The organism is Neorhizobium sp. PAMB6630, assembly GCF_058242775.1.
The window spans coordinates 722,543-743,000 of record NZ_JBZAYV010000002.1; the positions used below are offsets into that span (position 1 = coordinate 722,543).

Consider the following 20,458-nt stretch of genomic DNA (forward strand, 5'->3'; position numbering starts at 1 on the left):
CGCAGATCACTTCTTGCGGCCAGGCTGGCCCTTCAGGCGCGCGCGTGCTGGGGCTCGGCCTCAAGGAATTCGTCAAGCACAGGATGCAAGAATTCGCCGTGGTGCTTTCGTCAGCCGTTCACCGCTATCCGGCCTCACGACCACGGTTTCGCTAAAACCGAGCCCGTGGGCTGTGGTATAGACGTGGAAGACCATGCCCTCCTCCAACGCCCAGTTCGCAGAAGGCAGGAAAACGCGTGAAAAGTCGCTGCTGCGCGGGGTTCGGGTATAGAGCCCGAGCGTGTAGGCGGTGACGTTCTGGTAATGGGTGCGCAGCCCCGCGGCAAGCGCACCGTCGCGCATCACCGCGTCGACATCTAGCGCCACCGCCCCGGCTTTCATCGCCGCGATCTGCTTGTCCTGCAAGGCGACCAGCTTTTCTGCCACAGCCGCCAGCTCCTCCGGCACTGTCCCGACCATGATGGGCCGCATCATCCTTGCGCTGTAATTCGCCACGCGGGGAATAAGCTCCACATGCAGGATGTCGCCTGGCAGGATCGTCTCCGTCTTGAACACGCCATGCAGGAATTCATGCGCGCCGGCGGCCTTCACCACCGGACCGACCTCGCCGGTATCGGCGCCTTCCCGGATGAAGGCAGAGGCCGCGATTGCGGCGGCCTCTCTTGTCGTCATGCCCTCGCTGGCCCGTTCAGCAATTTCAAGCATCGCCGCGTCGGCGATCCCTGCCGCCTGACGCAGCACCTCGATTTCAGCCGCCGACTTGACCCAGCGAAGACTGTCGCTCAGGCCCGGCATCGGCACAAATTGCGCCTGTGGCAGAAGCTGCGTGAGGCGCATGAAATTTGCCGCGCTCATGCTGCAGGAATTTGTATCGAGGCCGATCCGGGCGCTGCCAAAACCATGGTCGCGAAGACTTAGCGCAACAGCGCTCTGCGGCTCCTGCATGTCGTCAAACCCGACGACATCGGTGATCCAGCTCTTTTCACGGCAAGGTGCCTCATCCAGCCCTCGCAGGCAGAACCAGGCCTGGCCCTCGCGCGGCAGAAAGGCCGCGCGATAAAGTGTTTCGGAAACGGTATAGCCCGTCAGCCAGGCCAGAAGTTCCCCGCTGTCGATAAGCAGCAGATCCGTACCGGCACGCGCCATGGCTTCCCGGGCAAGAGCGACACGGTGATCGAATTCCGCCCGGGAAAACATGTCATGCCACCTCGCAGATATCGAGGATGGTCAGCATGTAGACACGGATCATGTCGAGATAGTCGATGATATCGACGCGCTCGTCGGGCATGGTGTTGTAGCGACCACCCGGACCGCAGACGATGCCTTCCATGCCAAGCTCATGATAGAGATGGCCGGCATCGGTTCCGTAAAAACGTGTCGGGGTGATTGCGCCGGTGGGCTGCGCTTGGCCGCGCACAGCCTCATAGGCAGCGTTGATCGACTTGACGATCCGCGAGTCGGGCGAAACCTCGAACGGCGGCATCAGCGGACGCCCCTCGATCATTTCAGGCACCAGCTTGGCCTTCAGCCCAGGGAAACGCGCCTCCAACTGGCGCAGCTCGGCATCGAGATCGGCCAGAACACCTTCCTGCGTCTGCCCCGGCGCATAACGGCAGGAGCCTTTGAGGCGGACGAAATCGGCAACCTGCGGCGGACGCCACTCCTCAAGTCCCCGGCCGAGCGCGCCGTGTACGACGCCGACATGGCCGCGATTGATTGACCGGTGAACCTCACTTCTGGCACCACTGAAGGTCATGGCATTGATGCGGGGAATGATATCGCAGGCAGCGGCGATGGCATCGACAGATTCCTCGCGCTTGGAGAGGTGTCGCGTGTCGCCGGTCAGTTCGATGACATAGCTGAGGGCCGCGGCATGCATGGTCACGGCAACGAGATCACTCGGCTCGCTGTTGACGAAATAGTCGGCAGTCACGCCGCTGCGGATGGCGGCAAGCGTGCCCACCCCACCCTGCAATTCGCCAACCACATAGGTCAGCACGACGTCTCCCTTCAGCTTGACGCCCGCATCGATCAGCGTTTTGACAGCACAGAAATAGGCCGCATCGCCAGCCTTCATGTTGGAAACGCCGATGCCATAGATGAACTTGTCATCGACAAGCCCGGCATAGGGGTCCACCGTCCAGCCTTCGGTGACAGGGTTCGTATCAAGGTGGCCGTTAAACAGCAGGCTCTTGCCGCCGCCGGTGCCCTTCAGGCGCCCGATGGCATTAAAGCGCGCGCCGTCATTGAAGGGCTGCAGGTCGGCGTCGAGCCCGATTGCCTTCATCTCCTGCGTCATCCGGCGGGCCAGTACACGTTCGCCCTCCGTCTCCGAATGGCTTTTGTGGCGAACCATCATCGACAGGAAGTCGAGGCAGGCCTTCTCGTCGATCCTGGCGACAAGTGATTGCGGGTCCATGGTCATGCTCCTTGCATTACGAAGAGGGGTGTGTGGCTCCCGCCGGCGGCGCCACCGTCTGGATGAGGCGGCGGGTATATTCGGCGCGGTCGGGGCTATCGATTGTCTCCGCATCGGCGATCTCGATCAGGTCGCCGCGATACATCACGGCGATCCGGTGCGCGATCTGACGGATCAGGTTGAGGTCGTGGGTAATGAACAGATAGGCAGTGTCACTCTGCTTCTGCAGGTCGAGCAGCAGTTCGATCACCGATGCCTGGACGGAGACATCGAGGGCCGAGGTGATTTCGTCGCAGATGACGAGACGGGGGCGCGAGGCAAAGGCCCGCGCAATCGCAACACGCTGCTTTTCGCCGCCCGAGAGCTGGTGAGGATAACGATCGGCATGGGTGCGGGGCAGACGCACGCGCTCCAGCATGTCGCCGATCTGCTGGTCCAATTGCGCAGCGCTGCCATAAAGCTTCAACGGCCGCGACAGGATCTCGCGGATCTTCTGTCGCGGATTGAGCGAGGCGTCCGGATGCTGGAAGATGATCTGGACGTCCTTGCGATAGGCCGTGTCCATGTCCTTCAGCCCGGTGATCGGCCGCCCGTCGAACCAGATGCGGCCCTCGAACCGGTTGAGCCCGGTCATCGCTTTGGCAAGGGTCGATTTGCCGGAGCCGGATTCGCCGACAATGCCAAGTATCTCTCCGCGACGGATATCAAGGCTCACCGCCCTATTGCCGGTCACCCGCTCCCGCGCGCCCGTCAGGCTGGAGAAAAAGCCCGTACGGCCGTAGTGGACGCTGACCTCTTCCACCTTGACCAGCGCCTCGCCAGAGACATCCGGCCTGGTCTCAACCAGACGCCGGCGCGGATCCGGCACCGCGGCGATCAGTTCCCGTGTGTAGGCCTGTTGTGCCTGGGCGAAGATCGCATTGACCGGACCCTGCTCAACAATCTCGCCGCGACGGATCACCGCCACACGCTGGGCCGTGCGCGCAACAAGCGCCAGATCGTGCGAGATATAAAGCGAGGCAACGCCGGTTTCGGCCTGCAGTTCGACGAACAGGTCAAGGATCTGCCGTGCGGTGATGACATCGAGTGCCGTGGTCGGCTCGTCGAAGAGGATGCATTCGGGATTGCAGGCAAAGGCGGCGGCAATCACCACCCGTTGCTTTTCGCCTCCGGACGCCTCATGCGGCATCCGTTGCATCATGGCGGCCGGCGTCTTCAGACCAACGCGCCCCAGCATCGCCTCGCCCTCGCGCCAGGCCTGCCGCCGCGTCAGGCCGCGATGGCGCGTCAGGACTTCGCAGAGCTGTGTTCCAAGCGACAGCGTCGGATTAAGCGAGGTGCTGGGATCCTGAAACACCATGCTGATGCGCTTGCCGCGCATTGTCTCGATGTCGGATACGGATTTCTTCATCAGATCCTCGCCGGAAAGCAGGATCGTGCCGGCGGTCTCGCGTGCATTCTTCGGCAGATAGCGCATGATCGACCAGGCAAGCGACGTCTTGCCCGATCCGGACTCGCCGACCAGCCCGAGAATTTCACCCCGCGGCACCGACAGATTGATGTCCTTCAAGGCATGGAAGGCGCCGTTCGGTGTCTCGTAGTCCAGGCTGTAGCCACGGATATCGAGGACGGGCGGCTGTTGGAGATCGGCCATGATGATGTCCTCAGGTGCGGGGGTTGAGCGCATCGCGCAGCCCGTCGCCAAGCAGGTTGAAACCGATGGCGACAAGGGCAATGGCGATGCTGGGCCAGACGAGGATGCCGGCGCTCAAGTGCATGTAGCGGCGCGCTTCCGAAACCATCAGCCCCCATTCCGCCGCCGGCGGCTGGGCACCGAGGCCGAGAAAGCTGAGCGTTGCAAACAGCATGACGGCAAACGAGACGCGGATCGTCATCTCGACGATGATCGGCGCAATCACATTGGGCAGCATCTCGCGCATCACGATGTAGGACGCGCTTTCCCCGCGCGCGATGGCGGCGCTGACATAATCCTGCTTGCGCACCGACAGGGCAACGCTGCGGGTGATGCGCGCCATGCCGGGAGCAAAGGCGATTGCGACGGCCACCAGCGCATTGGCGGTGCTGGACCCCAGCAGATTGACGATCAGCAGCGCAAACAGGAGGCTCGGGATGGACATGACAGCATCGATGGTGCGCATGATGACCTCGTCGGCGCGTCCGCCGAGAAAGGCACTCGTGGTGCCGATCACGGCGCCGGCCAGTGTGCCAACAACCGTCGCCAGCACCGCCATGGTAACGGTGGCGCGGGCACCGATCAGCAGACGGCTGAAGATATCGCGCCCGTATTGATCGGTTCCAAGCCAATAAGCGGCGCTCATGCCCTTGTAGCGGGCAAGCGGTTTCAGGCTTTCGGGGTCATGGGGCGCAAGCGACGGTCCGAAGATGACGACGATCAGGACCAGGAGGACAAGAACAAGTCCGATTGCGCCTTGGGGCGTGCGCAGGAGGCGCTTCAGGAACTCAGTCATATTGGATCCGCTTGTCGAGCCACGCATAGAGGATGTCGGCTGCAAAATTGACGATGGAATAGGTGGCGGCCATGATCAGCACGCCGGCCTGAATGGACGGCAGGTCGCGCGCCTGGATGGCGACGATCAGCTGCCGGCCGATGCCGGGGATGGCAAAGATCTCCTCGACGACGATGACGCCGCCGAGCAAATAGCCGACATCCAATGCAACGATGGTGATGGTGGGCAGCAGCGCGTTGCGCAAGGCATGGCGACGCAGAACCGTGCCGCTCGAAAGCCCTTTCATGCGCGCGGCGCGGATATAGTCGGAATGCAGCACGTCCACCAGTTCGGAGCGCACCATGCGCGAGACATGCGCAATCAGGATGATGGAGATGACGCAGACCGGCAGGACAAGATGGGCGAGGCCATCGGCAAAATTTTCGGTGAGCGGCACATAACCGGTGGGCGGCAACCACGCCATCAGATCGGCAAACACAAGCACTGCGATTGTCGCGGTGACGAATTCGGGAAGCGAGACACCGATATAGGAGACGAGGCTGACGAGCATGTCGGCGATACGCCCGCGGCGGATGGCGGCGATGATGCCCAGCGGCACGGCAATCACCAGCATGAGGCCGATGGACAGCACGGCCAGCAGCATCGAGCGGCCCAGCGCCTCGAACATGACCGGGCCTATTGCCTGGCCGGTGCGCAGCGAGTGTCCGAAATCGCCCTGCAGCAGGTGGCCAAGCCACTGGCCGTATTGCATCCAGATCGGCGCGTTCAGCCCCATCGACTGGCGCAACGCTTCCAGCGCCTCGTCGGTGGCATTTTCACCCAGCATCATCACCGCCGCATCGGCCGGCAGGATCTGCGTGATGGCAAAAACGATCAGCGACACGACAAGCAACGTGTAGACGATCATCATCAGCCGCTTGAGAATGTAACTTGCAGACATTCAGGCCTCCCCTCTCGAAAAAGACGCCGGATGCAGCCCACCGGGCCGGCATCCGGCGCAACGCGCGCGGCCGTTAGCCGCGCTTGGGGGCCTTTGCCGACAACGACACGTGGTCGAGACGGAAGACGGAGGCGCGGGGATGCACCTGATAGTTTTCGACCCATTCGCGCTTGGCGCCCAGGACGTCGAAGAAGGCGGGGATGATCGAGGGAACCTCTTCGTTCATCAGGGCCTGCGCCTTGGTGTAGAGGTCCGTGCGTTTGGCTTCGTCGGTGGTGCCGCGCGCTTCGGCAATCAGCGCATCGAAGGCCTTGTTGTTCCAGCGGGTCTCGTTCCAGGCCGCATCGGAGGTGTAAAGCAGCTTGAAGATCCCATCCGGCGTCGGCTGCATGTTGTAGAAGCCGACATAAAAGCTGCCCTTCTTCCAGACCTGTTCCAGATAGGTGGCATGCGGCATGGTCTGGACGTTGATGGTAATGCCGGCTTCCTTGGCCATTTCCTTCAGTGCCACGGCCAATTGCGTGCGCACGGCGGGCCGGTCGGAGGCGATCAGGGTTGCTTCGAAACCATTGGGATGGCCGGCCTCGGCCAGCAATTTCTTCGCCTCGGCAATGTCGGCCTTGCGCTGGGCCACGCTCTTGAAGAAGCGGTAGGAGGCATTGAGCGGCGTGTCATTGCCTGGTGTGCCAAAACCTTCGGTGACGAAATCCACCATGGCCTTGCGGTCGACGGTAAGAGCCAGCGCGCGGCGCACGCGTGGATCATGGAACGGCGGCGTGTCGCAGCCGAAGTTGACGTTGCAGAACTGGCCGGAGGCAACGCGCAGCACATCGACGCCACGGCTGCCGTCAAGCCGCAGATATTCCGTTGGCTGCAGCGTCGAGATGATGTCGACATCGCCGGCAATCATGGCCGAGCCTTCGGCAGAGGTGTCCGGGAAGACCTGGATCTCGATCCGGTCAAGATAAGGGCGGGCGGGATCATAATAATCGGGGTTGCGCTCGACGACGATCAGGCGGTCCGGCTCGTAGGAAACCAGCTTGAACGGCCCGGTCCCGACGGCCTTGGTGGACAGGCTCTTGAAATCGCCCGTGGCGATCTTGGCAGGGATGATGCGGGCCGTGGTATAGGCAACGGAGACGGGGAAGTCGGCATAAGCGGTCGCCAGCTTGAACACCACGGTCGTCGCATCAGGCGCTGACACGTCGGCAATCGGCCCGACATTGTTGCGCCCCGGCGAGGCATTGGCGGGGTCGAGAATTGCCTTGAATGTCGCAACCACATCCTCTGCGGCACAGGGCGAACCGTCATGAAACTTGACGCCGCTGCGCAGCTTGAACGTCCACTCGGTCAGCGCCTCGTTGGCGCTCCAGCTTTCTGCCAGATCCGGCTCCACCGACATGTCGACCTTCAGCCGCGTCAGGTTGCTGTAGAGCAGTTCGGTGATCAGATATTCGGGGTTGACCCGCGTCAGCAGTGGATGAATGACGCTGGCCGCCTGGTCGATCGACACGCGCAAGGTGCCTCCCTTGGTCGGTGCAGCAGTCTGCGCAAATCCCAGCGATGGGGCCGTGAGGACCGCCGCCGTGCCGGCGAGGAAAAGGCGTCGTTTCATTGCAAGCATGATCAGTTCCCTTCTATCGTTGTTGTGGTGTTCTGTTCAGGAATGTCATCGGAGGCAAAATCCTGCGCGAGATAGGCAAGAATGCTCTTGGCGAGCGCGATGATGTCCTGTTTTGTCGTGTGTTCATCGGCGCTGTGGATGCAGCTTTGCGGGCGACCAAGACCGCCGAGCAGAACTTCCTGCGCAAAGCCGCTTTGCTGCACATAACCAAAGTCGGAGCAGCTTGCCGCACCCCAGCGGCTGAAATCAGAAGGCGCATAACCGAAACCGGCCGAAAGCGCCTTTTGCCAGCGGGGCCAATGCGGGCCGTAAGGGTCTGCGGTCGGGATGAGATGTCCCACGACATCGATATCCATTTGCAGGTGTTCGATGGTCGGCAGGGCATCGCGCACAGCCGCTTCGATTTCCCGGCGCGCCACGTCGTAGTTCTCTTCCGGCGCATAACGTCGGCTGACGAGGATTTTCACTTCGGCTGGCACCTGCCCGCCGGCAGTTCCACCATGGATCGCAGAGATCGTCAGCTGCGGCCGAAGGGGCCCAGTCGCATGCGGCGGCGGCGCGAGCGCCGAAACACGGTCTGCCACCTTCGGCTTCAGCGCCATCAGGGCCGCCATGACCGGAAGAGCCGCTTCGATGGCATTCACGCCGGCGCCCGTGCGGTTGCCTTCGCCGGCATGTACGGCATGACCCTTGATGGTCAGTTGAAGATTGAAGATGCCAAAACATCCGGCCCAGATCCGCGGCGCGGCCGAACCGTTGAAATTGACGATATGTCCCTTCAGGTGCCCCTGCTCCGCCAGATAACGAATGCCGGGATAAAGCCCGCCTTCCTCGTCGGTGCACAGAAGCAGCATCGGGTCGTAGGCCAGCTTGAGGCCGGTTGCCGCAGCCGCACGCAACGCCAGCAGAGTTGCCGCGATCGTGCCTTTCATGTCGGCTGCGCCAAGTCCGAACAGGGCGTCACCCTCGACGGTCAGCGTCAGTGGGTCGCGCTGCCAGCCCGGCACAACGGGAACCGTATCGACGTGGTAATAGAGACCGCAGGTCGGCCGGCCGGTGTCGCGGCTGGCAATCAGGTTGATCCGCTCGCCAGCGGCTGGCCCGCCCTCGACATGCCAAAGCGCATACGGCACCGTCACGCGTTCAAAATCATATCCCAGCGGCGTGAGAAGTTCGGTCATTAGATCGGCAAAGGCGCCATAACCGAGGCCCGGCGGAAAGGAGGTATCGACAGCAATCATCCGCGCCAAATCCGAAACGGACCGCTCGACATCGCTTTCAATCGCTGCCATGGCAGTGGTCAAAGGCTCTCGGCTCAGGTCAGGTCGCTGCTCGGTCATGGCAGATCCTCAAGGCATCCAGCGCCGCCGCCTCAGCTTGCGCTTTCATATAAACTATATAGTAATAGTGCTCAGCTCGAAGCACCAAGTCAACTCCAAAGAAGAGGCAAATCATTGCCGGAATTGCCCAATAATTCATCAGAACCCATGCGATTGAGCGAATTGTCCCTGCCCCTCTATGAAGTCGTGAAGCGGCAGATCACCGAAGCCATCATGCTGGGAAAACTGGAGCCGGGTGCCGTGTTGCCTAGCGAAGTGGCGCTGGCGCAAACTTATGGTGTCGCAGTCGGCACTATCCGGCGCGCTCTGATGGATCTCACCAATGACGGATTGCTGAGCCGCCGCCGCAAGACAGGGACGGTGGTGACGGGTCGAAAGCCGCAACACAGTCTGCGCCTGTTCTTCCAGTATTTTCGTCTGCATGGGCTGGATGGCACACTGAGCAAGTCCGTGACCACCGTGACCGCCATTGCCAGCGCTCAGGCGACTTCCGTGCAGAGTGCCAAATTACAGATCGAGGAAGGCACCCCCGTCGTCACGTTTCATCGCGTGCGCCACGTCGATGACCGCCCTATCATGCATGAAACATTGACACTGCCCCGCGAACGCGTTCCGGACTTCCCAGACAACCCCGCCCAGGTGCCGCCCCTCTTCTACCTGCATCTGCTGGACAAATACGGCATCCGTATTTCGGCAATCCGCGAGCAGATCGGCGCGGACCTCGCAACGGACGCCGATGCCCGCTGGCTCGAGCTGACGCTTCCCGCCGCAGTGCTGACGATCGATGAAGTGGCCTACGACCAGATGGCCGTTCCGGTGCTGATTTCAGCACACCGTGCAACCACCGCCAATCATCGATATGTCAACGAAGTCCAGTAAAGGCTTGCAACACTGCGCCCCTCCGGTCCCTACCCCGGAGCTTGCAGCACGGGAAGCGACTGACCGACAATCAAGCCACTTTTGGCTGGAGCCCCAGCCCCTCAGGTTGATGTCGCCCGGCCAAGGCCTAAAAACCGGCAGAATGGCATTAGCGATCGAAACGGTGTTCAGCGCCAGGTGTCGGCGTCGCCCATACCGTTTCGCCCGGCTGGAAACCCGCATTGCCGGTGGTACGGGCTACCATGTCGCCCAACCCTTCGACCTTGAAGTAGACCAGCGCGTCGGCGCCAAGCCGCTCGACGTGACGGATCCTGCCAGTCCATCGGCCGCTTGCGGATGAGAGCGTCAGGTCTTCCGGCCGGATTCCGTAGGTCTGGCAGCCAAGGCTCTCGGCAGCAGCACCCGAGTAGAGGTTCATTTTCGGACTGCCGATAAAACCGGCCACAAACGGTGTTGCCGGTCTGTTGTAGAGATCCATAGGGCTGCCGACCTGCTCGATTTGCCCGGCATTCAGAACCACGATCTTGTCTGCCATCGTCATTGCTTCGACCTGATCGTGGGTCACATAGATCATCGTTGCCCCCAGTTTCTTGTGCAGGTCGGTGATTTCGAGCCGCATCTGTGCACGCAAGGATGCATCGAGGTTCGAGAGGGGCTCGTCGAACAGAAAGACTTCCGGATTGCGCACGATGGCGCGGCCGATCGCGACTCGCTGACGCTGGCCGCCTGATAGCGCCTTCGGTTTGCGATCGAGCAGATGGGTCAGTTGGAGCGCATCCGCCGCCTCCCGCACCTTCGCCTCGATCACCGCCTTGGGACGACCCGCCAACGACAGGCCGAAGCCGATATTTTCCGCAACCGTCATATGGGGATAAAGCGCGTAGGACTGAAACACCATTGCGATGCCGCGCTTGGACGGGTCCGCATAGGTCACGTCGTTTCCACCGATCGTCAGCTTGCCGGATGTCACATCCTCAAGCCCGGCGATCATGCGCAGCAGCGTGGATTTTCCGCATCCGGAGGGGCCGACAAAAACGACGAATTCGCCAGACTTGATGTCGAGATTGATGCCCTTGATGATTTCGAGCGCACCGAAACTCTTGCGAATGTCCTTGAGTTCTACACCTGACATACACTTAGCCTTTCACGCCGCCGGCCGTCATGCCGGCAACGATCTGTCGATTGAAGAAGATAAAGACAATGAGCGGGGGGATCGTCACCAGGAGGATGTTCATGAACAAGAGATTGTACTGGCTCGTGTACATGCTCTGGAAATTATAGAGCGTCAGCTGCACCGTCACGTTTTCCTTGCCCGGCAGATAATAGAGCGGGTTGGTGAAATCGTTGAAGATGGCAATCGACTGCACGACGATATTGGTGACCGTCACCGGCTTTAGAAGCGGCATCACCACCCGAAAGAAGATCTGCCACGGCTTTGCGCCATCGATCAGTGCCGCTTCATCGAGATCGCGCGGAATGGTGCCTATGAACGAGCGATAAAGCAGCGTCGAGAACGAGAGATTATAGGCAACCTGAATCAGCACCATGCCGGTCATGGTCTTGAACAGGCCGATCGACTGAAGAAGCCCGATGGTCGGCACTACGGCGGGCGGCATCATCAGCCCGATCAGCAGCGCAGTCTGCGCCACACCATTCCAGCGGGAGCGGCGACGCTGCATGACATAGCCCACCATCGCTGAAAGCACGACGAGGATCGTGACCGAAAACACGGTGATGACGGTGGAATTGAAATAGGCGAGCAGCAGTTGATAGTTACGCGCCTCTATGACCGCGACCAGGTTGTCCCAGAGCAGCCATTCCTTCGGCAATGCAAAGTTGAGACGCGATGCCTCCGCGCGGGACTTGGCAGCCTGCAAGGCTATAAACAGGAACGGGACGATGAAAACGACGGCGGCGACGGCAAGCGAAATGCTGCCGATGACGACCGGGCGATAGCGCATCATTGTTCGATCTCCCGTCGGTTGAACATGATGGTCAACGGCACCATGATGACCGCGATCAGGGCAAACAGGATGACATTGCCCGCCGTCGAGAGGCCATAGAACCCGGCCTGATACTGCTTGTAGATGACGGAGGCGACGACATCGGAAGAGAAGCCCGGCCCACCGCGCGTCATCGCCCAGATCAGATCGAACGACCGCAGGCCACCGATCAGCGACAAGGTAACAACCGTTATCGTTGCCGGCCGGACCAGCGGCAGGGTGATGCGGCGGAACTGCTGCATTCTTGTCGCGCCATCAATTCGGGACGCCTCGTAATAATCCGGGCTGATGGCGGCAAGACCGGCAATGAAGATCAGCGTTGCCAGCCCGACACCCTTCCACAGATCGACAAGCGCCACGGAAAACAGCGCAAGTGCCGGATTGGTCAGCCAGCCCGGCCCATCAATGCCAACCGCTTCCAGAGCCACATTGATGATGCCGCGTGTCGGATGCATCATCACCGTGAAGGTAATGCCGATACCGATAGTCGAGACCAGAACAGGAAAGAAGACCACGGCGCGCAGAAAGCCGCGAGCAATCAGATTGCTGGTGAGCAGAACGGCAAGCAGCAGGCCGAAGATTGTTTTCAGCCCGCAGGTCATGACGGCATAGATCAGCGTATTGATCACACCCTGCACCAGAAACGGCTCGGAGAAAAACTGGCGAAAGTTTTCCAGACCGATGAACTGCGCCGTCATCAGGTCCCAGCGCGTCAGGCTGTACCAGAAGGACGTCGCCGTCGGCAGAAGGAAAAAGACGCCATAGATCACCGCTGCCGGCAGAAAAAACCAGAGCGGATAAGGCGAAGTGCGTTTCGTGGCCTCGACCATGGGTCCTCCTTCCACGGCTTGGGGGACCACCCGCTCTCGCGGGCGGTTTGCTCTTCTGGAGCGGCGCTTACCAGTTCGCAATACCGAGCTGCTTGGCCTGCTTGCGCACATCCTCGTCGTAAAGGGCAGCCGCCTCTTTAGCCGGTCGCATGCCGGAACCCACTTCGACGGTGATCTGCTCCAGTGCCGGCCCCTTGATCGGCGACAGGAATTCAAGCGCCGGCGCCGTCTTGCCGTCCTTGAAGTATGGCAACATGTCGACGATCGCAGCGGGGACGTCTGCCGGCAGCTCGCAGCCATCGATCAGCGGCGGCCCCTGCACGGTGTTGACGGCCATCATCGCCTTGCAACCATCGACACTGCCGACGAAATCAGCGAATTTCTTCGCTTCCTCGGCATTGGCCGTTGTCTTTGGAATATAAACCGCTGGCGGCATCCAGATCGTCAGGCCATTGTTGGCGGCATCATCTCCCGGCTGGGCGAAAAAGCCGACATCGGCCATGTCATCGGGATAGTTCTGCTTCAGCGCGCCGATGGCAAAGGACAGCATCGGATAATGCGCCGCTTCTCCGGTCGCCACCATGCGCAGGCCATCGTCATAGGTGCCAGCCCCGAAGTCCTTGTTGAGCAGGCCCTTGTCATGAACGTCCTGCAGCCGCTCAAAACCTTTGACCGCGGCAGGCGTCGTTGCATATTTCGCCTTGTTGGCCGTGTAATCAGCCGCGAAATTGGGTGCCTGTGCCTGCAGATTGTAATAATCGGCCAGCACGAAAAGCTGCGACGTCCAGGTGTCGCGATAGGTCTGGGCGACGGCGACCTTGCCGGCCGTCTTGACCTTATCGTTGTTGGCCATGAACTCGGCCCAGGTCTTGGGAGGCGTCAGACCAAGTTCGGAATAAATCTTCTTGTTGTAGAAGATACCGCCGGCCATCGTCGTACCATAAGGCACACCGTAGACCTTGCCACCGGACGAAACGACGGATTTGAAACCATCGGCAACCTTTGCCTGCGACGGCAGGTCGCTCAGATCCAGCAACGATGTCTCGGGCTTCAGCGCCTGCAGCAGCGAGCCGGAATTGTATAGGAACACATCGGTCATCTCGCCGGTCGCAAGCCGGGTCTTGACGATGTTGTCGCCCTCACCGCCGCCAGGGCGCTGTTCGATTTCGACGGTCACCGCGGGGTTCTTCTGCGAATAGGCCGTGGCGAGCGCCTCGGCAGCCGCGACCGAGTCGGCGTTATTGTCGACCAGAAAGGTGAGCGTGGTATCGGCAAAGGCCGTTCCCGACAACAGAAGCGCTGTCAGGGCCGTTACAGCCGTCAGTCTTGTCTTTATACGCAGTGTCATGATGTTCCTCCTCCGAACAGTAAGACGACACGATGGAATGCACTAGAGCCGTTCCGGTGAAAACGGGATCACCTTCAATGCTCTATCGATTTGCTTTCATGCAGTCCGGACGCAAAACCGCTGACGCACTTTTGCTGGACGTACTCTAGTTGCTTTTCGGACTGTCGAAGGTGATCAGATGACGCCCGGCCGCCAGCAGGGTATCGCCGGAAACGGGCTTGCCATCCACAACCGGATTGACGTGCCGCGCCGTCGGCACAAACAGTCCCTCGCAGCCTTCAGGAAGGCTGATGCTGTATTCGACCTTGCCATCAGCCATCGTCCACGACGCCTCGATCCGACCCTTGGCGATCTCATGCCAGGCGGAAACCGGGTTCAGCCTTTCAAGCGGCACCGGCGAAATTTTGACCCGCCTGAAACCGGGATGCTCCGGATCGGGTGAAATACCGGCCACGCTCTCAAACAGCCATTGGCATACGGCACCATAGGAATAGTGGTTGTAGCTGTTCATGTCGGGATCGTAGATCGTCCCGTCCGGCGCCATGGAATCCCAGCGCTCCCATATCGTCGTCGCCCCCTGCTTCACCTGATAGAGCCAGCCCGGCACTTCCTCCTGCAGGAAGACCGTTTCGGCGAGATCGTCCATGCCAAGCTTGGTCAGCGACGGCAGAAGGGCGGGCGTACCGATAAAGCCGGTGCCGATCTTGTAGTCCGCATCTTCGACAACACGACGGAAATGCCCCTTGGCCGCCTCGAAATGCCTGGCCGGAATAAGGTCGTTCAGAAAGGCGAGCGCGTAGGATGTCTGGTCGTTATGGGCGAGACGGCCCGAAGGCGCGATGAACTCGAAAGCAAAAGCCTCGCGGATATCGCCCGCGCGGCGTGCCATCGCCTGACGCACACCGTCATGCCCGAGAACACCGGCAATACGTGCCAGAAGATCGGTCGAGATGAAGTGGTAGAGGGTCGCGGCGCAATCGTCGGCTATGGTTGGTCGCGGCTTACGGTTGTCGCCTACCGGTTGCAGCCAGTCGCCGAAGGTGAAACCACGATCGCCCCAGTGCGGCGGCGGATGAACGATCGGGCCATCCGAGATCGACCACAGGAAATCAACCCAACGCACCATGGCATCGAAACACTCGTCGAGTACAGCGCGGTCACCGTAGTGTGTATAAAGAACCCAGGGAATGATGACGATGGCATCGCCCCAGCCGGTGGAGCCGGCATAACCCGGAAAATGCTCGGGATGCAGCCGCGTCGGATCGGGTGACACATGCGGGATTGCGCCGTCCGGGCGTTGATCGGCCATCACGTCGCGCAAATATTTGCGCAGAAAATCCTCGCTGTCGGCCAGCCAGCAAGCTGTCGGCGCAAAGACCTGCGCATCGCCGGTCCAGCCAAGACGCTCGTCGCGCTGCGGGCAATCCGTCGGCACTTCGATGAAATTGCCGCGCTGCGACCAGACGGTGTTGAGAACCAACCGATTGACGAGCTTGGAGCCGCTCTCAAAACCGCCCTTGATATCTGGGACCGAGGAGATCGGCACTGAGGCGATGGAGACGATTTCAGCCTCGCCGGTGATTGTTACGCGGGCATACCGATACCCCTGGAAGGTGAAGTAAGGCGCGTAGGTCTCATTCCCCTCGCCTGCCAGCGTATAATGCGTTTCAGCCACCGCAGTGCGGTAGTTGCGATTGTCGAAATAGCGATCCGGTCCAAGCACTTCCGAATGCTCGACACGCACCTGCGCACCCGCTTTGCCCCGGACCGTATAACGGACATAACCGCCGACATTCTGACCGAAATCATAGACCAGGCATCCCTCGGTATCACGCCACTGTTCAAGAGGAGCAAGTGCCGAAAGCTCGCGTACGGGCGCCGTCTCATGGGCAACGAGCAGGCCCGTGTCAAAGGCAATGGTGCCCGTGCCATGCGTCTCAGCCGGCGCGATGCGTGCGTCATAAACCTCACCGAAATAGATGCCCGACTTTGATATCGGAAGAACGCCGCTCTTCCAGCTGGCATCGGTCAAAAGCAGCGTACGGTTACCAGCGACCAGCTCGGCGATAACAGCGATCCGATCACCCCAGCAATTGGCAATGGCGTTTTCGCCCCACATGATCGGCGAACGATACCAGCCGTCCGCCAGCCAGATCTCGATACGGTTCTCGCCAGCGAACAGAAGCGGCGCAACATCATAACGCTGAAAGGCGATGCGATGGTCGTAATTGGTCCAGCCGGGCGTCAGCAGGTCTTCGCCGACACGCTTGCCGTTGATGAAGCAGCGATAGAGCCCCTGCGCGGAAATGAAGAGATCGACAGCAGCCGGAATGGCCTCCAGCGCAAATGTCTTTGAAACGAAACTTGCAGGACGACCGACGCCCTCATCCGACAACGGCGCGATCATTTCCGCGGCCCAGCGGCGTTGCGTCAAGCCCTTACGGCTGGCGGGCGCGTGAATGTTCATGATGTCCTCCCTGACGTCTTGTAGAACGTTCTATGTGTAACGTTCTACATTTTCTGCCGAGATGCAATAGATATTTGCTGCGCCATCTGCCATGGTGATCGCAGCAGTTGAAAAGACGGAAAAAATTATGACCGCAAGAGACGAAACGGCCACCACCAGGGAACGGGTGACGATCCGAACGGTGGCCGCTCATGCAGGGGTATCGGTCGCCGCGGTCTCAAAGGTCTTGCGTAACGCCTACGGGGTCAGCGAGGCGTTGCGCGGTCGGGTCGAAACCTCGATAGACACGCTTGGCTATCGGCCTTCGCGCACGGCGCGAGGCTTGCGCGGCAGCACCTTCACCATCGGGCTTCTGCTCGTGGATATCCGCAACCCGTTCCTGCCGGAAATCATCGATGGCGTGAACGGCATTCTCGCGCCGTCCAATTACAGCGCAATGATTGGCGTCAGTGAGGCCAAAATTCAGCTTGAAACGTCACTGATCGAATCGATGATAGACTACAAGATGGACGGCCTCATCCTGGTCGCACCTCGCCTGCCCTCCGAGACGATCTCGCGTTTTGCAGAACAGATACCGATTGTTGCCGTCGGCTATCACGACCCGGCAGCCGAGAATTTCGACACGGTCAATTGCGACGACCAACAGGGCGCAGCGCTCGCGGTACAGGCCTTTATCGAGCGCGGCTATCGCAGGATCTCAATGCTGACGCTCGGCTCTATCGAGGGTCACCGGGTGTCTGTCGTGCATCAGCGCGAAATCGGCTATCGTCAGGCCATGGAAACGGCAGGCCTTGCCGCAGAAATCGATATACAGAGCATACCGGTCTTTTCGCCGGATCGGGAAGACAGCATCCGCACCTTTCTACGCCGCCCCGATCGCCCCGAAGCCGTCTTCTGCTGGAGCGATCTCGACGCCGTCACCCTGCTTAACCTGGCGGCCGAAATGGACGTCCGTGTGCCGGAGGACCTGGCTGTTATTGGCTACGACAATTCCCCCGTGGCCGCACTCAGTCTCATCAACCTTTCCAGCATCGATCAGTCCGGCCGTGCGCTCGGCGTACTCGCCACCGAAACCCTGCTGTCGCGCATCCATGGACGAAAGGCGCCACTGGCGCTCACCAGCACGCCCTCCTTCATCGCCCGCCACAGCAGTCTCAAGGACCCTGTCAAAAGCTAGACAAAGCAACCGGTCTGATGAACCATTCCCGTGATACGGGCGGTCAACGCCGCTTCGTCCTCTGGCGGCCTTGCGATCTGGCACTGCGCGGAACCATGTTGGCCGGGAACCCGGCCTGTTGCAATCAGGCGACGGTTTTCGGAGCAGCCCGCAAGCCGGCCTTTTCAATGCCGACGATAGCGCAGATCTCGTCATTGTCGCCGATATCTCCGGAAATGCCGACGGCGCCGATCACGATGCCCTCCTTGTTGACAACGAGAACGCCGCCCCGCGACGGCACCATGCGCCCGCCGCTGACTGTGGCCAGAACCGTGATGAACGCAGGGTTCTTCGCCGCACGCTCCGTCAGTTCGCGGGTGCCAAAACCCATGCCCAGAGATCCCCAGGCTTTGCCGTAGGCGATATCGAAGCGGACGATGCCCGCACCGTCTTCCCGCTGATAGGCAATGAGATGCCCGCCGGCATCCAGCACGGCCACCGCAAGCGGCGCGAGTGAGCGGGACCGCGCTTCGGCAAGTGCCGCATCGATGATGATTGTGGCGTCGGAGAGCTTGAACATGGTCATATCCAGTTGGGGATTAAAGATTATCGAGTGGCCTGCCACCGCAGGAGACGTGCTTCGGCAAGAGACAGGAGACGGCTGCCGACAAGGCCGATCGCGCCCAGGATCACAATGCCGGCGAAGAGATCCGCCGACCGGAAACTGCGGCTGGCAAGCAAGATGCTTTGGCCAAGGCCATCGCGGCTTGCCAGCATTTCACCGACGATGGCAAGGATCAACGAGATGGTGAGGCCGAGCCGCAAGCTGGCCAGAATCATCGGCATGGCGTTTGGCAAGGCGAGTTTCCAGATGGTTTGCAGGCGGGTGAGACCCAGCACGGCACTTACCTCGTAAAGTCGCGGCTCCATGGCGGCAAAACCGTGAATGGTGGCAAGCAGCATCGGCCATAGCGCGCCAAAGGCGATGACCACCAGCACCATCGGATCCGAAAAGCCGAGAAAGGCAATCGCAATCGGGATCATGGCAGAGGCAGGCAGCGGCCGCAGAAGCTCGAGCGTCGGGGCAATGAAGGCACGGGTCCGGCGGGAAACACCGATCAGAGCACCGAGCATGATGCCAACGAGCGACGCAAGCAGCCAGCCAAGCAGCATGCGCTGAACTGTCTCAAGCGTCTGCCCCAGAAGAGTACCGCCGGAAAGCCCCTTGATGAGCGACGCCAGGGTGCGCTCCGGGCTTGGAAAGAAGATCGGCGAGACGAGTTTGGCGTCGGTGATCAGCTTCCAGACAAGGATGAACACCGCAAGGCCCAGGAGCCCAAGAAGGAGCTTGCGCAAAGACCTCGTTCTCATCGTGCGTCTCCCTTTGCAAAGGCCGGCAGGACACGGCGTTGCGCCGCGTTGAGCAGGAGGCTGATCAACCAGCCGATGGCACCGATCCAGAGCAGATAAGCAAACATTTCCGCCGGCCGCAGCGCCTGCTGCGCCATCATGATCCCATAGCCAAGACCAAAGGGATTGGCGGTGATTTCCACTGTCACCGCGACCACTAGAGCGTAGCCTGCGGCAAGCTTGAGCGACATGAACAATTGCGGCACGATGGCCGGAAGAACGATCTTGGTGAGCCTTGCAGAAAAGCCAAGCATGAGCACGGCCGACACTTCCATCAGCCGCGGTTCGACGTCCCGAACGGCTGCGCGCGCCAGCACGACCGAAGGCCACAAAAGCCCGAGCGCGATGATGACAATCTCCATGCGCGCGCCAAATCCCAGCAACATCATGACCACAGGGATCAGGGCAACAACCGGCACCGGTCGCAACAGCTCGATGGTCAGGTCGAGACTGTCATCGGCCAGACGAAAGAGCCCCAGCACGACGCCGATAAGCGACCCGGCGCCGACACCCAGAACGCAGCCGCAGAAGGCAGCCATCAGCGTATCGGCCGTTGCCCGCAGCAGCGATCCATCCGTGAGGACAGCGAAGAAGGCTGCAACGATGTCCAGGGGGCTTGCAAGACTGTCGCTTTCCAATTGTGTGGCGGTCGCGGCAATCTGCGCCACCACGATGACGACAGCGGGCAGAAGGGCCGCGCGCCAGCTGGTCTTGAGCACGGATCTCATTGGTGATCGTCCTTGATCAGATCGTAAAGCTCACGCCGCAGGCGCAGGAATTCAGGATCCTCGCGGGTCATCAGCTGATCGCGCGGCCGGGCCAGCCGAACATCCACCATGCGGCCAACACGACCCGGATTGGGCTGCAGGCAGACGATACGATCCCCCAGATAGATCGCCTCCTCCAGATCGTGGGTGACAAACACCATGGTCGCGCCCGTCATTGCGACGAGCGACAGAACTTCATCCTGAAGCGCCTGCCGGGTCATGGCATCCAGCGCGCCGAAGGGTTCGTCCATCAGAAGCACCTTCGGTTCCTGCGCAAGACAGCGGGCAATCTGAAGACGTTGCTGCATGCCCCCGGACATTTCCGACGGATATTTGTCCGCATGGCGACCAAGGCCGATCTTGTCCAGAAGGTCGCGGATGATCTCCGGGCGTTCCCGTGCAGGGCAACCGCGTGCCTCGAGCGCCAGCGACACATTTCCAGCTGCCGTGCGCCAGGGCAAAAGCGCCTTGCCGTAATCCTGGAAGACGATGGCGACGGAACGGTTCGGACCGGCCAGAACCGATCCGTCAAGCTCAACGCTGCCGGAGGTGGGTTTTGCAAGGCCTGCCAGCATCCTCAGCAATGTCGTCTTGCCGCAACCGGACGGGCCGATGACTGAAATGGTTTCGCCCGGAGCAATGTCGACACTGATACCGCCTATGATTTGCAGGGCGCCATAGGAGAGCGTCACATCGCGAATGCGGATGCGTGGTTGCACGCTCAGTGGCACCGGGTCGGCCCTATCAAACTCTCCGGCATGGAAAGGGGCTTGCGTTGCGGCCATG

At 60.7% G+C, this 20,458-nt stretch carries 18 protein-coding genes; 2 read left to right on the top strand and 16 right to left on the bottom strand.

The features are described 5' to 3' along the window. Window positions 1-72: 72 nt before the first annotated feature. From AC4CWF_RS22050 to AC4CWF_RS22080, 7 genes are all read right to left on the bottom strand, one after another. The gene (locus tag AC4CWF_RS22050; protein ID WP_491287647.1) at window positions 73-1,197 is read right to left on the bottom strand and encodes a M24 family metallopeptidase; all 1,125 of its coding nucleotides are present in this window, start codon (window positions 1,195-1,197) and stop codon (window positions 73-75) included. Window position 1,198: 1 nt separating this feature from the next. Further along, a complete protein-coding gene (locus AC4CWF_RS22055) occupies window positions 1,199-2,419 on the bottom strand; it encodes a M20 family metallopeptidase (RefSeq protein WP_491287649.1) in 1,221 nt (406 codons plus the stop codon). A 16-nt stretch (window positions 2,420-2,435) separates the two neighbouring features. Next, window positions 2,436-4,073, bottom strand: a complete 1,638-nt coding sequence (locus AC4CWF_RS22060; RefSeq protein WP_491287651.1) for a dipeptide ABC transporter ATP-binding protein — start codon at window positions 4,071-4,073, stop codon at window positions 2,436-2,438. 10 nt (window positions 4,074-4,083) lie between these two features. Then, window positions 4,084-4,908, bottom strand: coding sequence for an ABC transporter permease (locus AC4CWF_RS22065; RefSeq protein ID WP_491287653.1), 825 nt, complete (start codon window positions 4,906-4,908; stop codon window positions 4,084-4,086). After that, window positions 4,901-5,848: an ABC transporter permease gene (locus AC4CWF_RS22070; protein ID WP_491287655.1), complete on the bottom strand. Its 948-nt coding sequence runs from the start codon at window positions 5,846-5,848 to the stop codon at window positions 4,901-4,903. Before AC4CWF_RS22070 ends, AC4CWF_RS22065 begins: the two co-directional genes overlap by 8 nt. Window positions 5,849-5,921: 73 nt before the next feature. Continuing rightward, window positions 5,922-7,472: an ABC transporter substrate-binding protein gene (locus AC4CWF_RS22075; protein WP_491287657.1), complete on the bottom strand. Its 1,551-nt coding sequence runs from the start codon at window positions 7,470-7,472 to the stop codon at window positions 5,922-5,924. Window positions 7,473-7,474: 2 nt separating this feature from the next. After that, a complete protein-coding gene (locus AC4CWF_RS22080) occupies window positions 7,475-8,812 on the bottom strand; it encodes a M20 family metallopeptidase (protein ID WP_491287659.1) in 1,338 nt (445 codons plus the stop codon). A 147-nt stretch (window positions 8,813-8,959) separates the two neighbouring features. Between AC4CWF_RS22080 and AC4CWF_RS22085 the strand changes: the two genes are divergently transcribed. After that, on the top strand, window positions 8,960-9,691 hold the full coding sequence (locus AC4CWF_RS22085) for a GntR family transcriptional regulator (protein WP_491287661.1): 732 nt from the start codon (window positions 8,960-8,962) through the stop codon (window positions 9,689-9,691). A gap of 148 nt (window positions 9,692-9,839) precedes the next feature. Here AC4CWF_RS22085 and AC4CWF_RS22090 read toward each other — a convergent pair whose 3' ends face one another. The 5 genes from AC4CWF_RS22090 to AC4CWF_RS22110 form a co-directional block, all read right to left on the bottom strand. After that, entirely contained in the window at window positions 9,840-10,823 is a 984-nt protein-coding gene (locus tag AC4CWF_RS22090; protein WP_491287662.1) for an ABC transporter ATP-binding protein, read from the bottom strand. A gap of 4 nt (window positions 10,824-10,827) precedes the next feature. Beyond that, a complete protein-coding gene (locus AC4CWF_RS22095) occupies window positions 10,828-11,655 on the bottom strand; it encodes a carbohydrate ABC transporter permease (protein ID WP_491287664.1) in 828 nt (275 codons plus the stop codon). After that, entirely contained in the window at window positions 11,652-12,524 is an 873-nt protein-coding gene (locus AC4CWF_RS22100; RefSeq protein WP_491287666.1) for a carbohydrate ABC transporter permease, read from the bottom strand. The genes AC4CWF_RS22095 and AC4CWF_RS22100 overlap by 4 nt, the downstream gene beginning before the upstream one ends. A 67-nt stretch (window positions 12,525-12,591) precedes the next feature. Next, window positions 12,592-13,872 (bottom strand): ABC transporter substrate-binding protein, encoded by a 1,281-nt coding sequence (locus AC4CWF_RS22105; RefSeq protein ID WP_491287667.1) that lies wholly within the window; start codon window positions 13,870-13,872, stop codon window positions 12,592-12,594. 145 nt (window positions 13,873-14,017) lie between these two features. After that, entirely contained in the window at window positions 14,018-16,339 is a 2,322-nt protein-coding gene (locus AC4CWF_RS22110) for a family 78 glycoside hydrolase catalytic domain (RefSeq protein WP_491287669.1), read from the bottom strand. Between the two features lie 127 nt (window positions 16,340-16,466). Here AC4CWF_RS22110 and AC4CWF_RS22115 point away from each other — a divergent pair, with 127 nt between their 5' ends. Then, window positions 16,467-17,516: a LacI family DNA-binding transcriptional regulator gene (locus AC4CWF_RS22115; RefSeq protein ID WP_491287754.1), complete on the top strand. Its 1,050-nt coding sequence runs from the start codon at window positions 16,467-16,469 to the stop codon at window positions 17,514-17,516. 124 nt (window positions 17,517-17,640) lie between these two features. On the opposite strand, the gene AC4CWF_RS22120 is transcribed toward AC4CWF_RS22115, so the two are convergent. The 4 genes from AC4CWF_RS22120 to AC4CWF_RS22135 are packed head-to-tail and all read right to left on the bottom strand — an operon-like array spanning window position 17,641 to window position 20,457. After that, entirely contained in the window at window positions 17,641-18,081 is a 441-nt protein-coding gene (locus AC4CWF_RS22120; protein ID WP_491287670.1) for a GlcG/HbpS family heme-binding protein, read from the bottom strand. A 20-nt stretch (window positions 18,082-18,101) separates the two neighbouring features. Beyond that, complete coding sequence (locus AC4CWF_RS22125) at window positions 18,102-18,866, bottom strand: ABC transporter permease (protein WP_491287672.1); 765 nt, start codon at window positions 18,864-18,866, stop codon at window positions 18,102-18,104. Continuing rightward, the gene (locus tag AC4CWF_RS22130; protein WP_491287674.1) at window positions 18,863-19,633 is read right to left on the bottom strand and encodes an ABC transporter permease; all 771 of its coding nucleotides are present in this window, start codon (window positions 19,631-19,633) and stop codon (window positions 18,863-18,865) included. Before AC4CWF_RS22130 ends, AC4CWF_RS22125 begins: the two co-directional genes overlap by 4 nt. Beyond that, entirely contained in the window at window positions 19,630-20,457 is an 828-nt protein-coding gene (locus AC4CWF_RS22135) for an ABC transporter ATP-binding protein (protein WP_491287676.1), read from the bottom strand. The genes AC4CWF_RS22130 and AC4CWF_RS22135 overlap by 4 nt, the downstream gene beginning before the upstream one ends. Window position 20,458 lies beyond the last annotated feature (1 nt).